Below are 22,746 nucleotides of genomic sequence, written 5' to 3' on the forward strand. Positions count from 1 at the left end.
CCCTACCGTCCGCGGATGATGCGACGAACTCGCTCCCACCGCTCCTTGATCGCCGCCTCGGCACCGATCTCCTTGGGCCGGTAGTACGTCGCGTCGGCGACCACGTCGGGGGCGTACTGCTGCTCGGCCACCCCGTAGGGCTCGTCGTGGCTGTAGGTGTAGCTGCGGCCGTGGCCGAGGTCCTTGGCGCCCGCGTAGTGGGCGTCGCGCAGGTGCGCCGGCACCGGTCCGACCTTGCCCGCGCGCACGTCGCCCGAGGCCTCGGCCAGGGCGGTGGTGACGGCGTTGGACTTGGGCGCGACGGCCAGCGCGATGGTGGCGTGGGCCAGGTTGAACTTCGCCTCGGGCATCCCGATCAGCTGCACCGCCTGGGCGGCGGCCACCGCGGTGGTCAGGGCCGTCGGGTCGGCGAGGCCGATGTCCTCGCTGGCCAGGACCACCAGCCGGCGGGCGATGAAGCGCGGGTCCTCGCCGGCCTCCATCATCCGGGTCAGGTAGTGCATGGCGGCGTCGGCGTCGGAGCCGCGCACCGACTTGATGAAGGCGCTGGTCACGTCGTAGTGCTGGTCGCCCTGCCGGTCGTAGCGCACCGCGGCCTGGTCGACCGCCGTCTCCGCCGTGGCCAGGTCGACCTCGGTGGCGCCGCGGGCACGGGCCGCGCCGGCCGCCGCCTCGAGGTAGGTCAGGCTGCGCCGCGCGTCGCCGCCGGCCAGGCGCACCAGGTGCTCGGCGGCGTCCTCGGCCAGGGTGTACTCCCCCGCGAGTCCGCGCTCGTCGACCAGCGCCTGGTCGATGACCGCGCGCACGTCGGCGTCGCTGAGCGACTCCAGGCGCAGCAGCAGGCTGCGCGACAGCAGCGGGGAGATGACCGAGAAGAACGGGTTCTCGGTGGTGGCGGCCACCAGGGTGACCCAGCGGTTCTCGACGCCGGGCAGCAGCGCGTCCTGCTGGGCCTTGCTGAAGCGGTGCACCTCGTCGACGAAGAGCACCGTCTCGTTGCCGGTGGCGACCAGCTCGGCGCGGGCGCTGTCGATGGCTGCCCGGACCTCCTTGACCCCGGCCGAGACCGCCGAGACCTCGACGAAGCGACGGTCGGTCTGCTGGCTCAGGATCGAGGCGATGGTGGTCTTGCCGGTGCCGGGCGGGCCCCACAGCAGCAGCGAGAGCGAGCGCTGGTCCTCGATCAGCTGGTGCAACGGCGAGCCCGGCTCGCGCAGCTGTGACTGGCCCACCAGCTCCTCGAGCGTGCGCGGGCGCATCCGCACCGCCAGCGGCGCCGAGGCGTGCGAGCTGGCTGACAGGGAGCCGCCGCCTGTGCGGCCGGAGCCGGCCGTCGGGGCGTCGAACAGTGCGTCCACCCCGACAGCCTAGGAGCCGGTGCTCAGGCCGAGACCATCTGCCTCGACTTCACGTCGAACCAGCGCTTCTCGTAGCCGGGGCCCGTGGGGATGTCCTCGGGGGTGACCGAGGGGTCCGGGCTGCCCTGGCCGTCGACGCCCAGCAGGCCGGCGGTGACCGGCGTGCGCGGCGCGTCGCCCAGCTCGCCGGCGAAGTGGCAGGCCACCTTGTGGCGCGGGCCGATCTGCAGCAGCGGCGGCTCGACCTTGGCGCAGATGTCCTGGGCCAGGTGGCAGCGGGTGCGGAAGCGGCAGCCCGACGGCGGGTTGATCGGGCTCGGCACGTCGCCCTCGAGTCGGATCCGCTCGCGGCGGCCCCCGATGGCCGCCTGCTTCACGTCGGGCACGGCCGAGAGCAGCGCCTGGGTGTAGGGGTGGTGGGCCGAGCCGTAGATCGTCTCGCGGTCGGCGATCTCGACGATCTTGCCCAGGTACATCACCGCGACCTCGGGGCAGAAGTGCCGCACGATCGCCAGGTCGTGGGCGATGAAGAGGAACGCGATGCCCATCTCGGCCTGCAGCTCCTGGAGCAGGTTGATGACCTGTGCCTGGATCGAGACGTCGAGCGCGGAGACCGGCTCGTCGGCCACCAGCAGCTTGGGGTTCAGGGTGAGCGCGCGGGCGATGCCGATGCGCTGGCGCTGGCCGCCGGAGAACTCGTTGGGGTAGCGGTTGTAGTGCTCGGGGTTGAGGCCGACGACCTCGAGGAGCTCCTTGACCCGGTCCTTGATCTTGTCCTTGGGCACCACCTTGTGCACCGACAGCGGTGCCCCGACGATCGAGCCGACGGTGTGGCGCGGGTTCAGCGAGGTGTAGGGGTCCTGGAAGATCATCTGCACGTCGCGGCGCAGCGGCTTCATGGCCCGGTTCGAGACCTTCGCCAGGTCGACGCGGTCCTCGCCGAAGTGCATCGAGCCGCCGGTCGGCTCGTAGAGGCGGGTGATCAGGCGACCGGTGGTCGACTTGCCGCAGCCCGACTCCCCCACGAGGCCCAGCGACCCGCCCCTGGGCACCTCGAAGCTGATGCCGTCGACGGCCTGCACGTGGCCGATGGTGCGGCGCACGACGCCCGAGGACTTCACCGGGAAGTACATCTTCAGGTTGTCGACCGACAGCACGGCCGGCGCGTCGGGGTCGAGCCGGGTGGCGCCGTGGCCCTGGGCCGCGATCTCGGCGAAGCTCAGGTGTGAGACGTCGTCGGGCTTGGCCAGCTCGGGGGCGTGCCGGGTCTCCGGGTTCTCGGGGTTGCGCTCCGGGTCGGTGTCCAGGTTGATGTTCGACATCACTTCTCCTCGAGCAGCTCAGGGGCGATGACGGGCAGGACCTCGCGCTCGAAGATCACCTCGGGGTCACGCAGGTGGCAGCGCTTGAGGTGCCTGACGCCGCTGTTGCCCTGCTCGAAGGCGGGCATCGTGGTGGCGCACAGGTCGCCCTCGACCTTGTCGGAGTGCACGCAGCGGGGGTGGAAGGCGCACCCGGTGGGCGGGTTCAGCAGGCTCGGCGGGTTGCCGGGGATCGGGATCAGCTTGGAGTCGGTGTCACCCGTGACGTCGGGCACCGAGGAGAGCAGGCCCCAGGTGTAGGGCATCTGCGGCCGGGTCAGGATCTCCTTGCCCGGGCCGTACTCCACGCCGCGACCGGCGTACATGACCAGCACGTCATCGGCCATCTCGGCGATCACGCCGAGGTCGTGGGTGATGATGATGACCGCGGAGTTGAACTCGCTCTGCAGGTCCTGCAGCAGGTCGAGGATCTGGGCCTGGACCGTGACGTCGAGCGCGGTCGTCGGCTCGTCGGCGATCAGCAGCGACGGGTCGTTGATCAGGCCCATCGCGATCATCGCGCGCTGGCGCATGCCGCCGGAGAACTGGTGCGGGAAGTCGTCGACGCGGCGGTCGGGCTGCGGGATGCCGACGCGGTCGAGCATCTCCACGGCCTTGCGGCGGGCCTCGCGCTTGGTGGCCTTGGGGTGGTGGACCTGGTAGGCCTCGGCCAGCTGGCCACCGATCTTGTAGAAGGGGTGCAGCGCGGCCAGGGCGTCCTGGAAGATCATCGCGATCTGGCGCCCGCGCAGCTTGCGCAGCCCGGCCTCGTTGAGCCCGACGACCTCCTGGCCGTCGACCCGGATGGAGCCGGTGATGCGGGCGGTGCGGGCGTCGTGCAGGCCCAGCACGGCCATCGACGAGACCGACTTGCCCGAGCCCGACTCCCCCACGATGCCGAGGGTCTTGCCCTTCTCGACGGAGTAGCTCAGGTCCTGCACGGCCGTGACCAGGCCGTCCTCGGTCGGGAAGCGGACCGTGAGGTCCTCCACCACGAGGAACGGTTCGGTGCTGCTCACGACAGCCTCACTCTCGGGTCGAGGATGGAGTAGACGAGGTCGACGATCAGGTTGGCCATGATCAGCACGACGGCGCTGAACAGCGCGGTGGCCGAGACGATCGGCAGGTCGCGCTGCATCACTGCGCGCAGGCTCCACAGGCCGATGCCCTCGATGTCGAAGATGCGCTCGGTGAAGATGGTGCCGGCCAGCAGGGTGCCGAAGTCGATGCCGAAGATCGTCACGATCGGCACCAGCGCGGCGCGCAGGCCGTGCCGGTAGACCACGGTGCGGGTGGGCAGGCCCTTGGCCTTGGCGGTGCGGATGTAGTCCTCGCTCAGCGCCTCGACCATCGCGCCACGGGCGTAGCGGGTGTACTGCGTGCACCCGAAGATGCCCAGGCAGATCCAGGCGAGCGCCAGCCCGCCGAACCAGGCGGTGGGTGACTCGGTCAGTGGCACGTAGCCGGTGTCGCCGATGAGTGGCACCTCCCACTTCAGCGAGAAGAAGAGCCAGGTCAGCAGGGCGAAGAGGTAGTAGGGCACCGAGCTGAGGAACAGGAAGCTGGAGACCAGGGCCTTGTCCTGCACGGTGCCGCGTCTTCGCGCGGCGGCCACCCCTAGTGGCACTCCGAGCAGCAGGTAGAGGGTCGCGCCGCCGATGGCCACGGAGAAGGTCGCCGGCAGGCGGTCCTTCATGTCCTCCCAGACGGGCTTGCCGTTCTTGTAGGAGAGCCCGAAGCAGGGCGCGTCGCAGCGGGTGGTCTGGGCGGCGACGGTGATGTCGCGCCCGACGAAGACACCCTTGACGTAGTCGCCGTACTCGGCGTACCAGGCGTTGTTGTAGCCCAGCTCCTCGGTGAAGCGGTCGAGGCGCTCGGCGTTGCAGCGGTTGGAGGTCTTGGTGTCGCACATGACCCGGGCGGGCTCGTTGGGCCCGTACCAGAAGAGCAGGAAGATCGACATCGACACCAGGAACAGCACCAGCACACCGGCCAGGAGCCGTTTGACGACGTAGGCGAACATCGAGGATCTCTCTTCCGTGGGGAGGTCGTGCGGGGCGACGGGGACCCCCGGGTCTCGGGGGTCCCCGCCACTGTCGTGCTATTGGTCGTGCACTAGCTGGTGGTGCGGTGAACCGAAGGGCTCACGTGGTGCTGATCGACGGGGTCGATCACTGCATCACGAAGAGATCCTTGTAGTTCGGGGCACCGATCGAGCCGTCACCGGTCGGGTTGCCGATCTTGGAGCCGAACGCGTAGAGGTCGTTGCGGAACGCGGTCGGGATGATCGGGAAGAACTCGGTGGACATGTCCTCGTCGAGCTGGCCCCATGCCTCGGCCTGCTCCTCGAGCTCCATGTTCGGGATCTCGTCCATGCGGTCGTCCATGGCGGACTCGGAGAAGAAACCGGTGTTGTAGGTCGCGCCCGTGCGGGTCAGCGGCGGGACCATGGTCAGGCCCGAGGGCCAGTCCGAGCACCAGTTGACGCCACGCAGGTTCAGGCTCTTGTTGAGCTTGTCGTCCGGGTTGGTCCAGGTGGAGTACGGGGACTCCTGGACGCCGGTCGCCTTGACCGTGAAGCCGGCCTGCTCGAAGCCCTCGGTGATGACCTTCTGCGTCGCGACGGCCAGCGGGTCGGCCTCGTAGAAGATCATCGAGATCTCGGCGGGCGTGTCGGACTCCGCGAGGAGCTCCTTGGCCTTCTCCGGGTCGAAGGTGAACTGCTCACCGTCGACGAAGTAGTCGCTCTTGCCGGACATGCCCGGGGGCATGATCGAGTTGGCGGGCACGCGGGTCACGCCCGGCACCTCACCGCCGGCCTGCCACGCGTCCTCGTAGGGGTAGGCGTAGGCCACGGCCTTGCGCCAGTTCAGGTCCGTCGACTCGTAGTCGGGGTACAGGAAGCTGGTGCACTGCGAGGACTGCTGCACCAGGCGGTCGCCGAGGACCTCGGAGCCGTCGGTGTAGCTGCTCGAGCCGAGCTGCGTGGACAGCGCGGTCTGCGACTCGGTGTTGTCGCTGAGCATGATCTGGTCGGTCTGGTCGCCGTCGGCGTTGAACTTGAAGACCCACTTGTCGGCGTACTGGTGGCGCGCCGGGTCGGACTCGGGGTTCCACTGGTCGTTCTTGACCAGCACCAGCTCGTCGCCGGGGCGGAACGAGTCGACCTTGTAGGGGCCGTTCGACTTGATGTTCTGGCCGTAGGCCGGGGGCTGGCTCTCCTTGCCGAGCGGAGCCGGGCCCATCGCCATGAAGGCGCCCCAGTAGTCCATGTCGGGGAAGGTCTTGGCCATCTTGATGGTGACGGTCGAGGCGTCGTTGTCGAACTCGACGCCCTCCCAGTCGGTGTTCTTGTCGGTGTAGGGGCCCTCGTACTCGCCCGCACCCAGGAAGTACTGCTGCGAGTACTCGGTGCCCGGGCCCGACGGGAACTGCTCGGAGTCCATCGACCGGTTGATGCCCCAGGCGACCTCCTCCGCGGTGATCGGGGAGCCGTCCTCCCAGGTGGCGTCGTCGCGGATCTCGAAGGTCCACTCGGTGAAGTCCTCGTTGGGCTGACCGAGGTCGACGGCCAGGTCGGGGACCAGGATCATCTCACCGGTGGTCGACTCGGGGTCGCGCTTGTACTGCGTCAGCGAGCGGCTGGTGAGCGCCTGCTGGATCGAGTTGCCGGTGACCGACCAGCCGTTGGTGGGGTCGAGGTCGTCCGGGCCGGGGTCGCCGGGCAGGAAGACGGTGATGGTGCCACCAGCGGTGGCGCCCTCGATGTCCTCGGCCGGGCCCTGGGCCTCGGGGTCCTTGTCGATGGTCTCGGAGGCGTTGTCGAACTCACGCTCGCCCGCGTTGGTCTCGCCGCCATCGCCCGAGCCACCACACGCGGCAAGGGTCAACAGCGCAGCGCCGGCGACAACCGCCAGCGGCTTGGTCCGTCTCATTGTCCAGCCTTTCTTGTTACTTGGTCGTGGCGCGAGGAGGATTCGCGCCACGTCGAGCCCCGTCAGCGACGGGTCTTCGGGTCGAGCGCGTCACGAACCGCGTCGCCCAAGAGGTTGAGTGCCAGCACGAGCGCCACGATGCCGAGCAGCGGCTGCCACAGGTAGAGGGAGTAGTCGTTGAAGAAGCTGGTCGCCTGCGTCAGGGTCTGGCCCCACGAGGGACGCGAGGTGATGCCGATGCCGAGGAAGGCCAGGCCCGCCTCGGCGGAGACGAAGGCCGGCAGCATCAGCGAGGTGCTGACCACGATCGGCGCGGCGAGGTTGGGCATCAGCTCGCGCAGCAGCACCCGGTGGGTGGGCATGCCCAGCACCCGGGCGGCCTGGATGAACTCGCGCTCGCGCAGCGAGAGCACCTCGCCGCGGATCAGGCGGGCCAGGCCCATCCAGCCGAAGAAGGCCAGCACCAGCACCAGCTGGGTGACCTGGATCGTCACGTAGTTGGGGTTGTCGCGGAAGCGCTCGCTGACGATGGGGGCGATGGTCAGCGCGGCCAGCAGGAACGGCAGGGTCAGGAAGAAGTCGGTGATGAAGGAGATCACCTTGTCGACGACGCCGCCGAGGAAGCCGGCCAGCAGGCCCAGGGTGATGCCGACGATGGTGGCCACGACGGTCGCCAGGGTGGCGATCTGCAGCGAGTTGCGAGCGCCCTCGAGCCAGTAGGCGAGGTTGTCGGTCGCGGTGCGCGGCGCGATGCCGAAGGGGTGCTCCATCGTGAAGGCGCCGTAGGGCGGGCCGTACTCGGGCCGCGGGATGCCGTCGAGGTCGAGGAACTGGCTGGGCAGCACCGTGTCGGTGTCGACGCCGAAGAGGCGCTGCAGCACTCCGGAGAAGATCGCGATGAGCACGAAGAAGACCACGGTGGCCAGGCAGACGACCGCGATCTTGTCGCGCATCAGGCGACCCATCGCGATCCGCATCGGCGACTTGCCGGTGATCGACTTGGCCTTCTTGGTGCTCGGGTCCTTGCCCTGGGGCTCGTCGCTCATCCGACCCAGCGTCTCGGGTCCGGCGGTCTGTGCCGACGACATGCTCACCCCATCTGGTTGGTTCGCCGGGGGTCTCCCGGCGCGCGCTCCCTGCGCGCCGAGGGGGACTCTATGTGACACGTGACGCGTCGTCGGTCACTCGGGAGTAACGATCTGGTCTCAGGCGCCGAGACGCCACGACCCCCCTGCGCCACGGGCGCAGAGGGGTCGTGGAGAAGCGGGCTCAGCGGGGCTCAGGCGCCCTGCTGCTGCGGCTCGCCGGCCTTGTCGCCGGCCTTGTCGCCAGCCTTGTCAGGAGCCTCGTCAGCGGCCTCGTCGTCGGCCTCCGGCTCGGCGTCGACGCCGGCCTCGGCGCGCTGCTCGGGCGTGATCGGGGCCGGCGCGGCGGTGAGCGGGTCGAAGCCGCCGCCGGACTTGGGGAAGGCGATGACGTCGCGGATCGAGTCGGCGCCCGCCAGGATCGCGACGATGCGGTCCATGCCCACCGCGATGCCGCCGTGCGGGGGCGCGCCGTACTTGAAGGCGTCGAGCAGGAACCCGAACTTCTCGGCCGCCTCGTCCTCGCCGATGCCCATCACCGAGAAGACGCGCTTCTGCACGTCCTCGCGGTGGATACGGATCGACCCGCCGCCCAGCTCGCTGCCGTTGCAGACGATGTCGTAGGCGTAGGCCAGCGCCGCGCCCGGGTCGGACTCGAGGGAGTCCATGAACGCGGGCTGCGGGCTGGTGAAAGCGTGGTGGACCGCGGTCCACGCGCCGGCGCCCACGGCGACGTCGCCGCTGGCGACCGCCTCGCTGGCCGGCTCGAAGAGCGGCGCGTCGACGACCCAGGTGAAGGCGAAGGCCGACTCGTCGATCAGCTCGCAGCGACGACCGATCTCGAGGCGCGCCGCGCCGAGGAGCGCCCGGCTGGACTTGGTGGCACCGGCCGCGAAGAAGACGCAGTCGCCCGGCTCGGCGCCCACGTGGGCGGCCAGGCCGTCCTTCTCGGCGTCGCTCAGGTTCTTGGCGACGGGGCCCCCCAGGGTCCCGTCCTCACCGACCAGCACGTAGGCCAGGCCGCGCGCGCCGCGCTGCTTGGCCCACTCCTGCCAGGCGTCGAGCTGCTTGCGCGGCTGCGACGCGCCGCCCGGCATGACCACCGCGCCGACGTACTCGGCCTGGAAGACCCGGAACGGGGTCTCGGCGAAGTACTCGGTGCACTCGACCAGCTCCTGACCCATGCGCAGGTCGGGCTTGTCGGAGCCGAAGCGCGCCATCGCGTCGGCGTAGGTCATCCGCGGGATCGGGCGCGGGATCTCGACGTCGATCAGCGCCCACATCGCCGAGAGGACGTCCTCCATCAGCGCGATGACGTCCTCCTGCTCGACGAAGGACATCTCGATGTCGAGCTGGGTGAACTCGGGCTGGCGGTCGGCGCGGAAGTCCTCGTCGCGGTAGCAGCGCGCGATCTGGTAGTAGCGCTCCATGCCGCCGACCATCAGCAGCTGCTTGAACAGCTGCGGGCTCTGCGGCAGCGCGTACCAGCTGCCCGGGTGCAGGCGGGCCGGCACCAGGAAGTCGCGCGCGCCCTCGGGGGTGCTGCGGGTCAGGGTCGGGGTCTCGACCTCGACGAAGGCATGGCGGTCGAGCACGTCGCGCGCGGCCTTGTTGACCTTGCTGCGCAGGCGCAGCGCGTGCGCGGGGCCCGCGCGGCGCAGGTCGAGGTAGCGGTGCTTGAGCCGCACCTCCTCCCCCACCTCGACGTGCTCGTCGATCGGGAACGGCAGCGGCGCGGCGGCGCTCAGCACCTCGAGGTCGGTGGTGACGACCTCGATCTCGCCGGTGGGCAGGTTGGGGTTGGCGTTGCCCTCGGGGCGCAGCCCGACCTCGCCGGTCACCTTGATGCAGTACTCGTTGCGCAGCTGGTGGGCCACGGCCTCGTCGCGCACGACCACCTGCACGACGCCGCTGGCCTCGCGCAGGTCGAGGAAGGCGACCCCGCCGTGATCGCGCCGCCGCGCCACCCACCCGGCGAGGGTGACGGTCTGGCCGACGTGCTCGGCGCGGAGGGCGCCGGCGTCATGGGTGCGGATCACTGCTTCTGCTCCTGATCTGTGCGGGAGACGACCTTCGGTCGGAGGTCGTCGGAGGGCGGGGCCCAGGTGGCCGGGTCGGCGTCCACCTGCTCCCCCGTGCGGATGTCCTTGACCTGGTGGCCGGACTCGCCGGTGAACCAGACGAAGGGGATGCCGCGCCGCTCGGCGTAGCGGATCTGCTTGCCGAACTTCGCGGCGCTGGCCGCCACCTCGCAGGGCACCCCGTGGGCGCGCAGCGCGGTGGCGATGGCATCGGACTCGGGCCGGCTCGCCTCGTCGGTGACCGCCACGAGCACCGCGCTGGGCACGGCACGGTCGGCCGCCATGCCGGTGCGGGCCAGCAGCGTCACCACCAGCCGGCTCAGGCCCAACGAGATGCCGACACCGGGGTAGGTGGTGCGACCGTCGGTGGCGAGGGCGTCGTAGCGCCCGCCCGAGCAGATCGAGCCGAGCGACTCGTAGCCGTCGAGGCGGGTCTCGAAGACCGTGCCGGTGTAGTAGTCGAGCCCGCGGGCGATCGACAGGTCGGCCTCGATGCGGACCCGGTCGTCGACCAGGTCGGCACAGCCGGCCACCAGCGCGGCGAGCTCGGTGAGCCCTTCCTCGAGGAGAGGGTGCTCCACGCCCAGGGCGCGCACCCGGTCGACGAACGAGTCGTCGCTGCTGCGGATCGTCGCCAGCGCCAGCACCTGCTCGGCCTGGGCCTCGGTGGCGCCGGCCTCGTCGACGAGCAGGGTCCGGACCTGCTCGACCGGCAGCTTGTCGAGCTTGTCGACCAGGCGCATCACCTCGTCGACGTCGTCGATGCCGAGCCCGGCGTAGAAGCCCTGGATGAGCTTGCGGTTGTTGACCTGCAGCCGGAGCCCGGGCAGGAGGTCGAGGCGCGACAGCGCGTCGAGCATCACCCGCGCGACCTCCACGTCGTGGTGGAGGGCCAGGGTGTCGCGACCGACGATGTCGATGTCGGCCTGGGTGAACTCCCGGTACCTGCCCTCCTGGGGCCGCTCACCGCGCCAGACCTTCTGGATCTGGTAGCGCCGGAAGGGGAACTCCAGCTTGCCCGCGTTCTCGAGGACATAGCGGGCGAAGGGCACCGTCAGGTCGAAGTGCAGGCCGAGGCCGGCGTGGCCCTCGGGCGACTCCTCAGCCAGCCGGCGCAGCAGGTAGACCTCCTTGGAGGTGTCGCCCTTGCGCAGCAGCTGGTCGAGCGGCTCGACGGCACGGGTCTCGATGCCGGCGAAGCCGTGCAGCTCGAAGGTGTGCCGCAGGGTGTCGATGACCTGCTGCTCGACGACGCGTTGTGCGGGCAGCAGCTCGGGGAACCCGCTCAGCGGGCGGATCTTGGCGCTCATGTGTCCTCAGAGGTCCTGCAGGTACGGGTTGGTCGCGCGCTCGCGGCCGATGGAGGTCTGCTCGCCGTGGCCGGGCAGCACCACGATGTCGTCGGCCAGCGGCAACACCTTCGAGGCCAGGCTGCGCAGCATCGTGGGGTGGTCGCCGCCGGGCAGGTCGGTGCGCCCGATGGAGCCGGCGAAGAGCAGGTCGCCCGAGAACATCACCTCGGAGACGTCCTGGGCGTCGTACGGCGTGCGGAAGGTGACCGACCCCTCGGTATGGCCGGGCGCGTGGTCGACGACGAAGCGCAGCCCCGCCAGCTCGAGCACCTGGGTGTCGGAGAGCTCGCGCACGTCGTCGGGCTCTGCCCACTCGTAGGAGCCGCCCAGCAGCATCTGGGTGGTCTCGCGCGACATGCCGGCCATCGGGTCGGTCAGCAGGTGCCGGTCGGCGGGATGGATCCACGCCGTCGCGTCGTAGCTGCCGGCCACCGGGGCCACGCACCACATGTGGTCGACGTGGCCGTGGGTGACCAGCACCGAGACCGGCTTGAGCCGGTGCTCTCGCACCACCTCGGCGACGCCCTGGGCGGCGTCCTTGCCGGGATCGACCACCACGCACTCGGAGCCCGGACCGGTGGCGACGACGTAGCAGTTGGTGCCCCAGGGACCTGCGGGGAAGCCGGCGATGAACACGGCGCCACACTATCGACCGGGGCGCCGGGAGCCGAACCAGGACCGCGCCACTAGCATGTGACCTCACATCTGCACCTGCCTCTCGCACCGGGGCACCGAGGACACAGGGAATCTTTGTGACGAGCCACCAGTGGGGACGCGTCGCCGACGACGGGACCGTCTACGTCCGCACCAACGACGGCGAGCGGGCGGTGGGGTCCTACCCCGCCGGCACGCCCGAGGAGGCGCTCGACTTCTTCACCGAGCGCTTCGCAGCGCTGGCCTTCGAGGTCGAGCTGCTCGAGAAGCGCGTGAACTCGGGGGTGATGTCGCCGGAGGAGGCCGCGGAGTCGGTGCGCACGGTGCGTGCCCAGGTCCACGACGCCAACGCCGTCGGTGACCTGGCCGGTCTCGAGGCCCGTCTCGACGCGCTGGCGCCGATCCTGGCGATCCAGCGCGACGCCCGTCGCGCGGAGAAGGAGAAGCGCAGCGCCGAGGCCCGCGAGGCCAAGGAGAAGCTGGTCGCCCAGGCCGAGAAGCTCGCCGAGGGCGACGACTGGCGCCACGGCGCCAACCGGCTGCGCGACCTGCTGGAGCAGTGGAAGGCCATCCCGCGCATCGACCGCGCCTCCGACGACGCGCTGTGGCGGCGCTTCTCCACCGCCCGCACCAGCTACACGCGGCGCCGCAAGGCCCACTTCGCCCAGCTCAACGAGCAGCGCGAGGGCGCCAAGGCCGTCAAGGAGCGCTTGGCCACCGAGGCCGAGGCCCTGGCCGACTCCACCGACTGGGGCCCGACCGCGGGCCGCTACCGCGACCTGATGCGTGACTGGAAGGCCGCCGGCCCGGCCCCCAAGGACATCGACGACAAGCTGTGGAAGCGCTTCCGCGGCGCCCAGGACCGCTTCTTCGGCGCCCGCGACGCCGCCAACGCCGCGCTCGACGAGGAGTTCGCCGCCAACGCCGAGGTCAAGGACGCGCTGCTCGTCGAGGCCGAGGCGCTGCTGCCGGCGCTGGAGCAGAGCGGCGACATCGAGGCCGCCAAGCGCGCCTTCCGCGACATCGCCGACCGCTGGGACGCCGCCGGCAAGGTGCCGCGCTCGCGGATGAAGGAGCTCGAGGCCCGCATCCGCAAGGTCGAGCAGACCATCCGCGGTCACGAGGACGAGCAGTGGCGCCGCTCCGACCCCGAGAAGTCCGCCCGCGCCGACGACATGGTCGCCAAGCTGCAGGCGGCCATCGACGAGGTCGAGGCGAACCTCGAGAAGGCCCGCGCCGCCGGCAACCAGAAGAAGGTCACCGAGCTCGAGGAGAACCTCGCCTCCCGCCAGGCCTTCCTCGAGATGGCCCGCCGCGCCTCCGCCGAGTACGGCGGCTGACCCTCCCCCACCACCGTCGGCCGACCGTAGGTCGAGGGCACCCCCGTCGGTCGAGCAGCGAGGGCCGAAGGCTCGAGCGACGCCGAGACCCCGCGACCACCCGGCGTACGGCGAGCGGACACCTCACCCGGTCTCGGCGACGCTCCTCGCTGGCGCTCGTCACTGCTCGACCAACGAACGCCGTTGGTCGAGCAGCGAGGGCCGAAGGCTCGAGCGACGCCGAGACCCCGCAACCACCCGGCGTACGGCGCGCGGGCACGTCACCGGGTCTCGACGACGCTCCTCGCTGGCGCTCGTCACTGCTCGACCAACGAACGCCGTTGGTCGAGCAGCGAGGGCCGAAGGCTCGAGCGACGCCGAGACCCCGTGACTCCACGGCGTACGGCGAGTGGGCGCGTCGCCGGGTCTCGGCGACGCTCCTCGCTGGCGCTCGTCACTGCTCGACCAACGAGCACCAGCGTTGGTCGAGCAGCGAGGGCCGAAGGCTCGAGCGACGCCGAGACCCCGCAACCACCCGGCGTACGGCGAGTGGGAACGTCACCCGGTCTCGGCGACGCTCCTCGCTGGCGCTCGTCACTGCTCGACCATCGACCACCGCCGTTGGTCGAGCAGCGAGGGCCGAAGGCTCGAGCGACGCCGAGACCCCGTGAGCCCATGGCGTACGGCGCGCGGGCACCTCACCCGGTCTCGGCGACGCTCCTCGCTGGCGCTCGTCACTGCTCGACCAACGGAGCGCACCGCCGTTGGTCGAGCAGCGAGGGCCGAAGGCTCGAGCGACGCCGAGACCCCGCAACCACCCGGCGTACGGCGCGCGGGCACGTCACCCGGTCTCGACGACGCTCCTCGCTGGCGCTCGTCACTGCTCGACCAACGGACCACCGCGAGCCGGCTCGTTCGAACCGGCCGACTCGGCGCCTCGCCCGGCGGAGCGGCGGCTACTGGGTGACGCGGTAGGCGTCGAAGACGCCGGGGACGCCGCGCACGGCGCGCAGCACCGTGTCGAGGTGCTTGGTCTCGGCCATCTCGAAGGTGAACCGGCTCTTGGCCACGCGGTCGCGGCTGGTGGCCAGCTGGGCCGAGAGGATGTTCACGTGGGCGTCGGAGAGCGCCATGGTGATGTCGGAGAGCAGGCGGGCCCTGTCGAGCGCCTCGACCTGGATGTTGACCAGGAACGTCGAGGTGGTGGTGGGCGCCCACTCGACGTCGAGGAGCTTCTCGGGCTGGGCCTGCAGCGAGGAGGCGTTGGTGCAGTCCTGCCGGTGCACCGAGACGCCGCCGCCCTTGGTGACGAAGCCCAGGATCGGGTCGGGCGGCACGGGGGTGCAGCACTTGGCCAGCTTGACCCACAGGTCGGAGGCGCCCTTGACGACCACACCGGCGTCGCCACTGCCCGACGTACGCCGGTGGGCGCGGCGCCCGGTGATCGTGACCGCCTCGGCCAGGTCCTCCTCGGCGCCCTGCGCGCCGCCGTGCAGCTCGAGCACCTGCTTGACCACGGCCTGAGCGGAGAGGTTGTTCTCCCCCACCGCCGCGTAGAGGGCGGTGACGTCGGCGATCTTGAAGTGCTCGGCGGCCAGGGTCAGCGACTCGTGGGAGAGCAGCCGCTTGAGGGGCAGGCCCTCCTTGCGCATCAGCTTGGCGATCTGGTCCTTGCCCTGCTCGATCGCCTCCTCGCGCCGCTCCTTGGTGAACCACTGGCGGATCTTGTTGCGCGCGCGGGGCGACTTCACGAAGCCCAGCCAGTCGCGCGAGGGGCCGGCGTTGACCGACTTGGAGGTGAAGACCTCGATCACGTCGCCGTTCTCGAGCTTCGACTCCAGGGGCACCAGGCGGCCGTTGACCCGCGCGCCGATGGTGTGGTGGCCGACCTCGGTGTGCACGGCGTAGGCGAAGTCGACGGGGGTCGATCCCGCCGGCAGCGCGATCACGTCGCCGCGCGGGGTGAAGACGTAGGTCTCGGCCCGGTTGATCTCGAAGCGCAGCGACTCCAGGAACTCGCCCGGATCCTCGACCTCGCTCTGCCAGTCGAGCAGCTGGCGCACCCACGACATGTCGCCGGCGCCGGTGACCTGGTCGGCGCGCTTGTCGGTGTCGACGCCGGCGCGGCCGTCCTCCTTGTACTTCCAGTGCGCGGCGACGCCGTACTCGGCGCGGCGGTGCTGGGCGAAGGTGCGGATCTGCATCTCGACCGGCTTGCCCTGCGGGCCCATCACCGTGGTGTGCAGCGACTGGTACATGTTGAACTTCGGCATCGCGACGTAGTCCTTGAACCGCCCCAGCACCGGGTTCCACCGCGAGTGCAGGATGCCCAGCACCGCGTAGCAGTCGCGGTCCTCCTCGACGAGCACCCGGATGCCGACCAGGTCGTAGATGTCGGAGAACTCGCGCCCGCCCACGATCATCTTCTGGTAGATCGAGTAGTAGTGCTTGGGCCGGCCGGTGACCTTCGCCTTGATGCGGGCCTCGCGCAGGTCGTTCTCGACCTGGGTGATCACCTGGGCCATGAACTGCTCGCGCGAGGGCGCCCGCTCGGCGACCATCCGCACGATCTCGTCGTAGATCTTCGGGTGCAGGGTCGCGAACGCGAGATCCTCGAGCTCCCACTTGATCGTGTTCATGCCCAGCCGGTGGGCCAGCGGGGCGTAGATGTCGAGGGTCTCGCGGGCGGTGCGCTCCTGGCTCTTCTGCGGCACGAAGCGCAGGGTGCGCATGTTGTGCAGCCGGTCGGCGAGCTTGATCACCAGGACCCGGATGTCGCGCGACATCGCGACGATCATCTTGCGGATCGTCTCGGCCTGGGCCGAGTCGCCGTAGACGACCTTGTCGAGCTTGGTGACGCCGTCGACGAGCAGCGCCACCTCCTCGCCGAAGTCGGCCGTCAGCTCCTCCAGCGTGTAGGAGGTGTCCTCGACGGTGTCGTGCAGCAGCGCGGCGGCCAGGGTCGGCTCGGTCATGCCGATGCCGGCCAGGATCGTGGTGACCGCCAGCGGGTGGGTGATGTAGGGGTCACCGCTCTTGCGCATCTGGGTGCCGTGCAGCCGCTCGGCCGTCGTGTACGCCCGCTCCAGCAGCGCCAGGTCGGCCTTGGGGTGGTTGGCGCGCACCGCGCGGAAGAGCGGGTCGAGGACCGGGTTGGCGCCCTGGCTGCGGTGACCCATCCGGGCCAGGCGCGCGCGCATGCTCCGGGCCGAGGCCGGGACGGCGTCGTGGGCGCGCTCCGATCCCGCCTCGGGGGTCGGGGCGGGTCGGTCCTGGCTCACGTCGACCAGTCTAGGGCGCGTCGAGGGAGGGCTCGGCGCCGACGCTCATCAGGGTGGTCACCGCGACGTCGCCGAGCGTCTCGCGCCAGGGCAGGAACGCCAGGTCCATCAGCACCGCGACGCCGACCACCTCGGCGCCGCAGCGCTCGACCAGGTCGACGGTGGCGCGGGCGGTGCCGCCGGTGGCCAGCACGTCGTCGACCAGGAGCACCCGGCTGCCCGCGGGCACCGCGTCGGTGTGCATCTCCAGGGTCGCCGAGCCGTACTCGAGGTCGTAGGAGACCGCATGGGTCTCGCGCGGCAGCTTGCCGGCCTTGCGCACCGGGACGAACCCCGCACCCAGGGCCAGGGCCACGGGGGCGCCGAGGATGAAGCCGCGTGCCTCCATGCCGACGACGACGTCGACGACCGGCCGGCCGGCAGCGTCGCGGCCGGCCTCAGCGAGCCCGGCCACGACCGCGGCGAGCCCGGCATGGTCGGCGAGCAGCGGGGTGATGTCCTTGAACACCACTCCTGCCTCGGGGTAGTCGGGCACGTCGCGGACCAGCCGGTCGAGCGCCTCGCGGGCGCCGGCGAGGCTCACTTCTTGCCTCGCTTCGAGCGGGTCTGCCGGCTGGGCTGCTGACGCCCGGAGGCGCCGCTGCGGCGGACCTCTCCGCGGGCCTGCGGCAGGGTGCGGCCGCGACCCATCGGCTCCTGCGCGCGCGGCGGCGCCGTGCGCGGCGGGGCCTGGCGCGGCTCGCCGGTCAGCGCGGCCGGCACCGGGGCACCGGCGCCCGGGCGGGCGGCCGGCTCGTCGGCGATCGGCAGGTCCTCGCGGTAGCCGGGCACCGCGGCGTAGCGGTCGCCCTGGCGGGCCCGCGCCTTGGCCCGGCGCTCGGCCATCACGACCTCGGTCTCCCCCGACTTCAGGTCCACCAGCACCGGGGTGGCGATGAAGACCGAGGAGTAGGTGCCGGCCGCCATGCCCACGAAGAGCGCGAGGGCCAGGTCCTGCAGCGAGCTGGCACCGAGCTGGACGGCACCGACGTACAGGATCGCCCCGACCGGCAGCAGCGCGACCAGCGAGGTGTTGATCGAGCGCACCAGCGTCTGGTTGACGGCCAGGTTGGCGGCGCGCGCGTACGTCGTGCCGCCGCGGCCCAGCCCGGCGGTGTTCTCGCGCACCTTGTCGAAGACCACGACCGTGTCGTAGAGCGAGAACGCGAGGATCGTGAGCAGGCCGGTGACGGTGGCCGGGGTGACCTCGAAGCCGGACCAGGCGTAGACGCCGACGGTGATCACGACGTCGTGGGCCAGCGCGACCAGGGCCGCCACCGACATCTTCCACTCACGGAAGTAGGCCCAGATGAAGAGCACCACGAAGAACAGGAAGACGGCCAGGCCGATCAGCGAGGAACGCGCCACGTCGGCGCCCCAGCTCGCCCCGATGTCCTCCTGGGACAGGTCGGCGGCCGCGTCGACGCCGGTGGCCTCGACGATGACCTGGGCCACCGTCGTGCTCTCCTCCTGGGAGAGCTGGCCGGTCTGCACGAGCAGCGCGTCGTCGCCCAGGGTGCTGACCACGGGCGAGGCCGCGCCCTCGACGCCGCTGTCGGCGACGACCTCGCGCAGCTCGTCGGCGTTCTCCTGGGTCGCCTCCGCACCGACGCTGACGCGGTACTGCGTGCCGCCGGTGAACTCGATGCCCAGGTCGAGGCCGCGCACGCTGATGCCGAGCACCGCGACGACGACCAGGACCGCCGAGATGGCGTACCAGGCCCACTTGCGACCGACGAAGTCGATCGAGCGCTCGCCGGTGTAGAGAGCGTTGCCGAGTCGCGAGTACCTGCCCATCAGGCGGTCCCTCCTGCCGGGGCGCGGTCGACACCGAGCGTCTCGGCGTTGAGGCCCGAGAGCTTGTGGCCGCTGTGGAAGAACGGGAAGCGGGCCAGCCACGAGACGGCCGGCTTGGTGAAGAAGAAGAACACGACCAGGTCGATGATGGTGGTCAGGCCCAGCGCGAACGCGAAGCCCTTCACCACGCCGGCGGCGAAGATGTAGAGGATCACCGCCGCCAGGATCGAGACGGCGTCGGCCGCGACCGCGGTGTTGCGCGCCCGCTTCCAGCCCGACTCGACCGCGACCCGCATCGACTTGCCGTCGCGCATCTCGTCACGGATGCGCTCGAAGAGCACGATGAAGGAGTCGGCGGTGATGCCCACGGCCACGATCAGGCCGGCGATGCCGGGCAGGGTGAGCGTGAAGCCGGCGGTCTCGCTGAGCAGCAGGACCATGCCGTAGGTGATGGCACCGGCCACCACCAGCGAGGCGATCACCACGGTGCCGAGCCCGCGGTAGTAGAGCAGGCAGTAGAGCATCACGACGCCCAGGCCGATGCCGCCGGCCAGCAGGCCGGCCGAGAGCTGGTCACCGGCCAGCGTGGGGCCCACGACCTGGGTCAGCGGGTCGTCCTCGAAGGCGATCGGCAGCGCACCGAACTTCAGGCTGGTGGCCAGGCTGCTGGCGCCCTCCTCGTTGAAGTCGCCGCTGATCTGGGCGTTGCCGTCGACGATGACGCCGTTCATGGTCGGCGCCGAGAGCACCTCGCCGTCGAGCACGATGGCGAACTGCTTCTCGGTGCCGAACAGCGAGCGGGAGATCTCGGCGAAGGTGTTGGTGCCGCCACCGTCGAAGGAGAGCTGCACGACGTAGGCGATCTCGCCCTGCGGGATCGCGGCCGAGGCGTCGGAGAGCTCGGTGCCCTCGATCATCGCCGGCGAGAGCAGGTAGGCCACGCCGTCCTCGTCGCAGGTCACCAGCGGCGCGTCGGGGTCGTCGGTCATCGGCGAGGCCGGGCCGTCGGCGGGGCACTGGTACTGGCTGAAGGCGGCCACGCACTCCGACGTCGGCTGGTCGATCCACTGCAGCGGGTCGTCGGTCAGCGGGTCGTCGGCGGCGGCGGTAACGCACTGCTCGTAGACGTCGCCCTGCTTGTTGCCCTGCTTGTCGTTGCCGTTGCCGCCGTCCTGCTGGGAGGGCTGCTCGGTCGGCTGCTCGCTCTCGCCGCCGGACTCGCCGCCGGTCTTGACGCCGAAGCCGACCGTGGGCCGGTTGTTGCCCTGCGGCTGCTCCGACTGCTCGAGCTGCTGGTCACCCTGCTGGTCACCCTGCTGCTGGCCGCCGGTGGAGCCGCCCGGACCATCGGTCGACGGCGCCTCGGGGATCACTCCCTCGGGCAGGCCGGTGGTGCTCTGGCAGCGCCCGTCGACCTGCGAGCAGGCGACGAGGCGGAAGCGCAGCTGGGCGGTGCGCTGGACGGTGTCGAGCAGGTCGCGCCGGTTCTCGCCGGGCACCTCCACGACGATGTCCTGGCCGCCCTGGGTGGTCACCTCGGCCTCGGCGACGCCCGAGCCGTTGACGCGGTCGTCGATGATCTTGCGGGCCTCCTCGAGCGACTCCTCGCTCGGGTCGCCCTCGGCGCGCAGCGTGATGCTGGTGCCGCCCTGCAGGTCGAGGCCCAGCTGGGGCGTCCAGCTGCCGGCCAGGGCCACCAGGCCGAAGAGGACGGCGGTGGAGACGAAGAAGGCGACCAGCGTCCGGCCGGGGCCGGAGGTGCGTCGGGCCACCTCAGAGCTCCTCGGGGCCGGCGGGCTCGTCGTACGCGCTCTCGCGCGGGACGATCCGGCCGACGGCACCGCGCGCGACGCGCAGCACCACCCCGGGGGCGACCTCGAGCTCGAAGGTGTCCTCGGCGAGCCCGCGCACGGTGCCCTGGATGCCGGAGGTCAGCATCACGTCGTCACCGACCGACAGCGACTGCTGCATCGAGACGAGTTCACGGTTGCGCCGGGACTGCGGACGGATGATCAGCAGCCAGAACACGAGCGCCAGACCCAGGAAGGGCAGGATTGGGGCGATGGCCTCCACGAAGGACCTCTCCACGTACGACGACAGGGGTGACCGCCGGGAGCTGGCCCGGGGACGGCCGCGCGAAAGTGTAGCCGCGCGGCTGTGACGCACGGCATCGCCGTGGCGCGCCCGGCCTGCTCAGTCGGGCTCGACGCCAAACAACGTCTCCTCGCCGCCCGCCGGGGGCGCGAGCCCCAGGTGCGACCAGGCCGCCGGGGTGGCGACCCGGCCGCGCGGGGTGCGGGCCAGGAAGCCGATGCGCACCAGGAACGGCTCGGCGACCTCCTCGACCGTCTCGCGCTCCTCCCCCACAGCGACAGCGAGCGTCGAGACGCCCACGGGTCCGCCACCGAAGCGGCGGCACAGCACGTCGATGACGCCGCGGTCGAGCCGGTCGAGACCCAGCGCGTCGACCTCGTAGAGGTCGAGCGCGGCCTCGGCGACCTCGAGGGTCACCACGCCGTCGGCGCGCACCTGCGCGAAGTCGCGCACCCGGCGCAGCAGCCGGTTGGCGATGCGCGGGGTGCCGCGCGAGCGCGACGCGATCTCGGCCGAGCCCTCGCTGGTCAGGTCGACCCCGAGCAGACCGGCCGAGCGGTGCACGATCGTGTCGAGGTCGCGCGGCTCGTAGAACTCGAGCTGGGCGGTGAAGCCGAAGCGGTCGCGCAGCGGGCCGGGCAGCAGCCCGGCGCGGGTGGTGGCGCCGACCAGGGTGAACGGCGGGATCTCCAGCGGGATCGCGGTGGCACCGGGGCCCTTGCCGATGACGACGTCGACCCGGAAGTCCTCCATCGCCATGTAGAGCATCTCCTCGGCTGGCCTGGACATCCGGTGGATCTCGTCGATGAAGAGCACGTCGCCCTCGTTGAGCCCCGAGAGGATGGCCGCGAGGTCGCCGGCGTGGGTGATGGCCGGGCCGCTGGTCAGGCGCAGCGGCACGCTCATCTCGTGGGCGATGATCATCGCCAGCGTCGTCTTGCCCAGCCCCGGGGGGCCGGAGAGCAGCACGTGGTCTGGAGCGCGCTCCCGCATCCGGGCCGCCTCGAGGACCAGGCCGAGCTGGTCGCGCACCCGCTGCTGGCCCACCACCTCGTCGAGGGTGCGGGGACGCAGCGCGGCCTCGACGGCGCGCTCGTCACCGTCGGCCTCGGCCACGGTCAGCGAGCGCAGGTGGCTCTCCTCGGCAGCGGCGTACTCGTCGTAGGGGTCCTCGTGCACCGGCGATCAGGCCTTCGAGAGCATGCGCAGGGCCGAGCGCAGCAGGGTCGCGACGTCGGGGCTCTCCGCCGCCTGGGGTGCCACCTCGTCGACCGCCCGGTCGGCGTCCTTGGCCGACCAGCCGAGCCCGACCAGGCCCTGGTGCACCTGGTCGCGCCAGGGCTCGGCGCTGGCGGCCGGGACGGCCGCACCGCGGGCGCCGACGGGTGCGCCGAGGCGGTCCTTGAGCTCGAGGATGATCCGCTGGGCGCCCTTCTGGCCGATGCCGGGCACCCGGGTCAGGGTCTTGACGTCCTCGGTGCCGACCGCGCGCCGCAGGTCGTCGGGCGCCAGGACCGCGAGCATCGCCTGGGCCAGCTTGGGCCCCACGCCCGAGGCGGTCTGCAGCAGCTCGAAGCAGGCCTTCTCGTCGTCGTCGAGGAAGCCGAAGAGGGTCAGCGACTCCTCACGCACCACCATCGAGGTCGGCAGCGTGGCCTGCTGGCCGGTGCCGATCTTGGGCGAGAGCGTCGCGAGGGTGCCGGGGGTGCACATCAGCTCGAGGCCGACACCGCCGACCTCGAGCACGGCGCTGTTGAGGGTCACCGCGGCCACGGGGCCTCGGACGTAGGCGATCACGGGGTCCTCCTGGGGAGCGTGCGGGCGGCGGCGCGCGTGGGGACGGAGCGGGTTGGGAGGGCGCGGGTCTGGCGGGCGACGGCCTCCTCGAGGCGGGCCTGCGCTCCCCCGCGCCAGATGTGGGTGATGGCCAGCGCCAGCGCGTCGGCGGCGTCGGCCGGCTTGGGCGGGGCGTCGAGGCGCAGGATGCGGGTCACCATCGCGCCCACCTGCTGCTTGGTGGCCCGCCCGCTGCCCGAGACGGCCGCCTTGACCTCGCTGGGCGTGTGCAGCGCGATCGGCAGGCCCCGGCGCGCGGCCACCACCATGGCGATGCCGCTGGCCTGGGCGGTGCCCATCACGGTCGAGACGTCGGAGCGGGCGAAGACCCGCTCGACCGCGACCGCGTCCGGGCGGTGCTCCTCGATCCAGGCCTCGACGCCCTTCTCGATGGTCACCAGGCGCTGGGCGACCGGCAGGTCGCTGCTGGTGCGCAGCACGTTGACGTCGACCAGGCTCAGCGGACGCCCGACCGAGCCGTCGACCACGCCCATCCCGCAGCGGGTCAGCCCGGGGTCGATCCCCAGCACGCGCATCGGACCACCTTCCCGTCG

18 protein-coding genes are annotated in these 22,746 nt (G+C 71.3%); 1 reads left to right on the forward strand and 17 read right to left on the reverse strand.

Features of this window, described 5'->3' with window-relative positions:
* Positions 1–2 precede the first annotated feature (2 nt).
* The 9 genes from QWJ41_RS12715 to QWJ41_RS12755 form a co-directional block, all read right to left on the reverse strand.
* Positions 3–1,358: a replication-associated recombination protein A gene (locus QWJ41_RS12715; RefSeq protein WP_302708708.1), complete on the reverse strand. Its 1,356-nt coding sequence runs from the start codon at positions 1,356–1,358 to the stop codon at positions 3–5.
* A gap of 23 nt (positions 1,359–1,381) precedes the next feature.
* Entirely contained in the window at positions 1,382–2,491 is a 1,110-nt protein-coding gene (locus tag QWJ41_RS12720) for an ABC transporter ATP-binding protein (protein ID WP_439117326.1), read from the reverse strand.
* Between the two features lie 188 nt (positions 2,492–2,679).
* Positions 2,680–3,738, reverse strand: a complete 1,059-nt coding sequence (locus QWJ41_RS12725) for an ABC transporter ATP-binding protein (RefSeq protein WP_302708711.1) — start codon at positions 3,736–3,738, stop codon at positions 2,680–2,682.
* Positions 3,735–4,742, reverse strand: a complete 1,008-nt coding sequence (locus QWJ41_RS12730) for an ABC transporter permease (protein WP_302708713.1) — start codon at positions 4,740–4,742, stop codon at positions 3,735–3,737. Before QWJ41_RS12730 ends, QWJ41_RS12725 begins: the two co-directional genes overlap by 4 nt.
* Before the next feature lie 148 nt (positions 4,743–4,890).
* Positions 4,891–6,654 (reverse strand): ABC transporter substrate-binding protein, encoded by a 1,764-nt coding sequence (locus tag QWJ41_RS12735; protein WP_302708715.1) that lies wholly within the window; start codon positions 6,652–6,654, stop codon positions 4,891–4,893.
* Between the two features lie 62 nt (positions 6,655–6,716).
* Positions 6,717–7,700, reverse strand: coding sequence for an ABC transporter permease (locus QWJ41_RS12740; protein WP_302708717.1), 984 nt, complete (start codon positions 7,698–7,700; stop codon positions 6,717–6,719).
* 233 nt (positions 7,701–7,933) lie between these two features.
* Positions 7,934–9,778, reverse strand: coding sequence for an aspartate--tRNA ligase (gene aspS, locus QWJ41_RS12745; RefSeq protein ID WP_302708718.1), 1,845 nt, complete (start codon positions 9,776–9,778; stop codon positions 7,934–7,936).
* The gene (hisS, locus tag QWJ41_RS12750; protein ID WP_302708720.1) at positions 9,775–11,130 is read right to left on the reverse strand and encodes a histidine--tRNA ligase; all 1,356 of its coding nucleotides are present in this window, start codon (positions 11,128–11,130) and stop codon (positions 9,775–9,777) included. The genes aspS and hisS overlap by 4 nt, the downstream gene beginning before the upstream one ends.
* A 6-nt stretch (positions 11,131–11,136) precedes the next feature.
* Positions 11,137–11,808: an MBL fold metallo-hydrolase gene (locus QWJ41_RS12755; protein ID WP_193669356.1), complete on the reverse strand. Its 672-nt coding sequence runs from the start codon at positions 11,806–11,808 to the stop codon at positions 11,137–11,139.
* A gap of 116 nt (positions 11,809–11,924) precedes the next feature.
* Here QWJ41_RS12755 and QWJ41_RS12760 point away from each other — a divergent pair, with 116 nt between their 5' ends.
* Complete coding sequence (locus QWJ41_RS12760; protein ID WP_302708723.1) at positions 11,925–13,166, forward strand: DUF349 domain-containing protein; 1,242 nt, start codon at positions 11,925–11,927, stop codon at positions 13,164–13,166.
* Positions 13,167–14,101: 935 nt separating this feature from the next.
* On the opposite strand, the gene QWJ41_RS12765 is transcribed toward QWJ41_RS12760, so the two are convergent.
* The 8 genes from QWJ41_RS12765 to ruvC form a co-directional block, all read right to left on the reverse strand.
* Positions 14,102–16,345 (reverse strand): RelA/SpoT family protein, encoded by a 2,244-nt coding sequence (locus QWJ41_RS12765; RefSeq protein WP_302708831.1) that lies wholly within the window; start codon positions 16,343–16,345, stop codon positions 14,102–14,104.
* A gap of 91 nt (positions 16,346–16,436) precedes the next feature.
* On the reverse strand, positions 16,437–17,009 hold the full coding sequence (locus QWJ41_RS12770) for an adenine phosphoribosyltransferase (RefSeq protein ID WP_302708724.1): 573 nt from the start codon (positions 17,007–17,009) through the stop codon (positions 16,437–16,439).
* Positions 17,006–18,262 (reverse strand): protein translocase subunit SecF, encoded by a 1,257-nt coding sequence (gene secF, locus QWJ41_RS12775; RefSeq protein WP_302708726.1) that lies wholly within the window; start codon positions 18,260–18,262, stop codon positions 17,006–17,008. The genes QWJ41_RS12770 and secF overlap by 4 nt, the downstream gene beginning before the upstream one ends.
* The gene (secD, locus tag QWJ41_RS12780) at positions 18,262–20,034 is read right to left on the reverse strand and encodes a protein translocase subunit SecD (RefSeq protein WP_302708728.1); all 1,773 of its coding nucleotides are present in this window, start codon (positions 20,032–20,034) and stop codon (positions 18,262–18,264) included. Before secD ends, secF begins: the two co-directional genes overlap by 1 nt.
* A gap of 1 nt (position 20,035) precedes the next feature.
* Positions 20,036–20,335 carry a preprotein translocase subunit YajC gene (yajC, locus tag QWJ41_RS12785; RefSeq protein WP_302708729.1) on the reverse strand — a complete coding sequence of 100 codons (300 nt, stop codon included), beginning with the start codon at positions 20,333–20,335 and terminating at the stop codon, positions 20,036–20,038.
* Positions 20,336–20,455: 120 nt separating this feature from the next.
* Entirely contained in the window at positions 20,456–21,487 is a 1,032-nt protein-coding gene (gene ruvB / locus QWJ41_RS12790) for a Holliday junction branch migration DNA helicase RuvB (RefSeq protein ID WP_302708833.1), read from the reverse strand.
* A 54-nt stretch (positions 21,488–21,541) separates the two neighbouring features.
* Positions 21,542–22,153: a Holliday junction branch migration protein RuvA gene (ruvA, locus tag QWJ41_RS12795; RefSeq protein ID WP_302708731.1), complete on the reverse strand. Its 612-nt coding sequence runs from the start codon at positions 22,151–22,153 to the stop codon at positions 21,542–21,544.
* The gene (gene ruvC / locus QWJ41_RS12800; RefSeq protein ID WP_302708835.1) at positions 22,150–22,719 is read right to left on the reverse strand and encodes a crossover junction endodeoxyribonuclease RuvC; all 570 of its coding nucleotides are present in this window, start codon (positions 22,717–22,719) and stop codon (positions 22,150–22,152) included. The genes ruvA and ruvC overlap by 4 nt, the downstream gene beginning before the upstream one ends.
* Positions 22,720–22,746: the final 27 nt, after the last annotated feature.

This window comes from Nocardioides cremeus (assembly GCF_030518195.1).
Taxonomy (GTDB): Bacteria; Actinomycetota; Actinomycetes; order Propionibacteriales; family Nocardioidaceae; genus Nocardioides; species Nocardioides cremeus.

What these genes read in the sequence shown, in the direction of transcription:
- QWJ41_RS12720 (WP_439117326.1), bottom strand. Translation starts at nt 2,491, where the DNA reads ATGTACTTCCCGGTGAAGTCCTCGGGCGTCGTGCGCCGCACCATCGGC.
- QWJ41_RS12730 (WP_302708713.1), bottom strand. Translation starts at nt 4,742, where the DNA reads ATGTTCGCCTACGTCGTCAAACGGCTCCTGGCCGGTGTGCTGGTGCTG.
- QWJ41_RS12735 (WP_302708715.1), bottom strand. Translation starts at nt 6,654, where the DNA reads ATGAGACGGACCAAGCCGCTGGCGGTTGTCGCCGGCGCTGCGCTGTTG.
- QWJ41_RS12740 (WP_302708717.1), bottom strand. Translation starts at nt 7,700, where the DNA reads ATGAGCGACGAGCCCCAGGGCAAGGACCCGAGCACCAAGAAGGCCAAG.
- hisS (WP_302708720.1), bottom strand. Translation starts at nt 11,130, where the DNA reads ATGAGCGCCAAGATCCGCCCGCTGAGCGGGTTCCCCGAGCTGCTGCCC.
- QWJ41_RS12765 (WP_302708831.1), bottom strand. Translation starts at nt 16,345, where the DNA reads ATGCGCGCGCGCCTGGCCCGGATGGGTCACCGCAGCCAGGGCGCCAAC.
- secF (WP_302708726.1), bottom strand. Translation starts at nt 18,262, where the DNA reads ATGGGCAGGTACTCGCGACTCGGCAACGCTCTCTACACCGGCGAGCGC.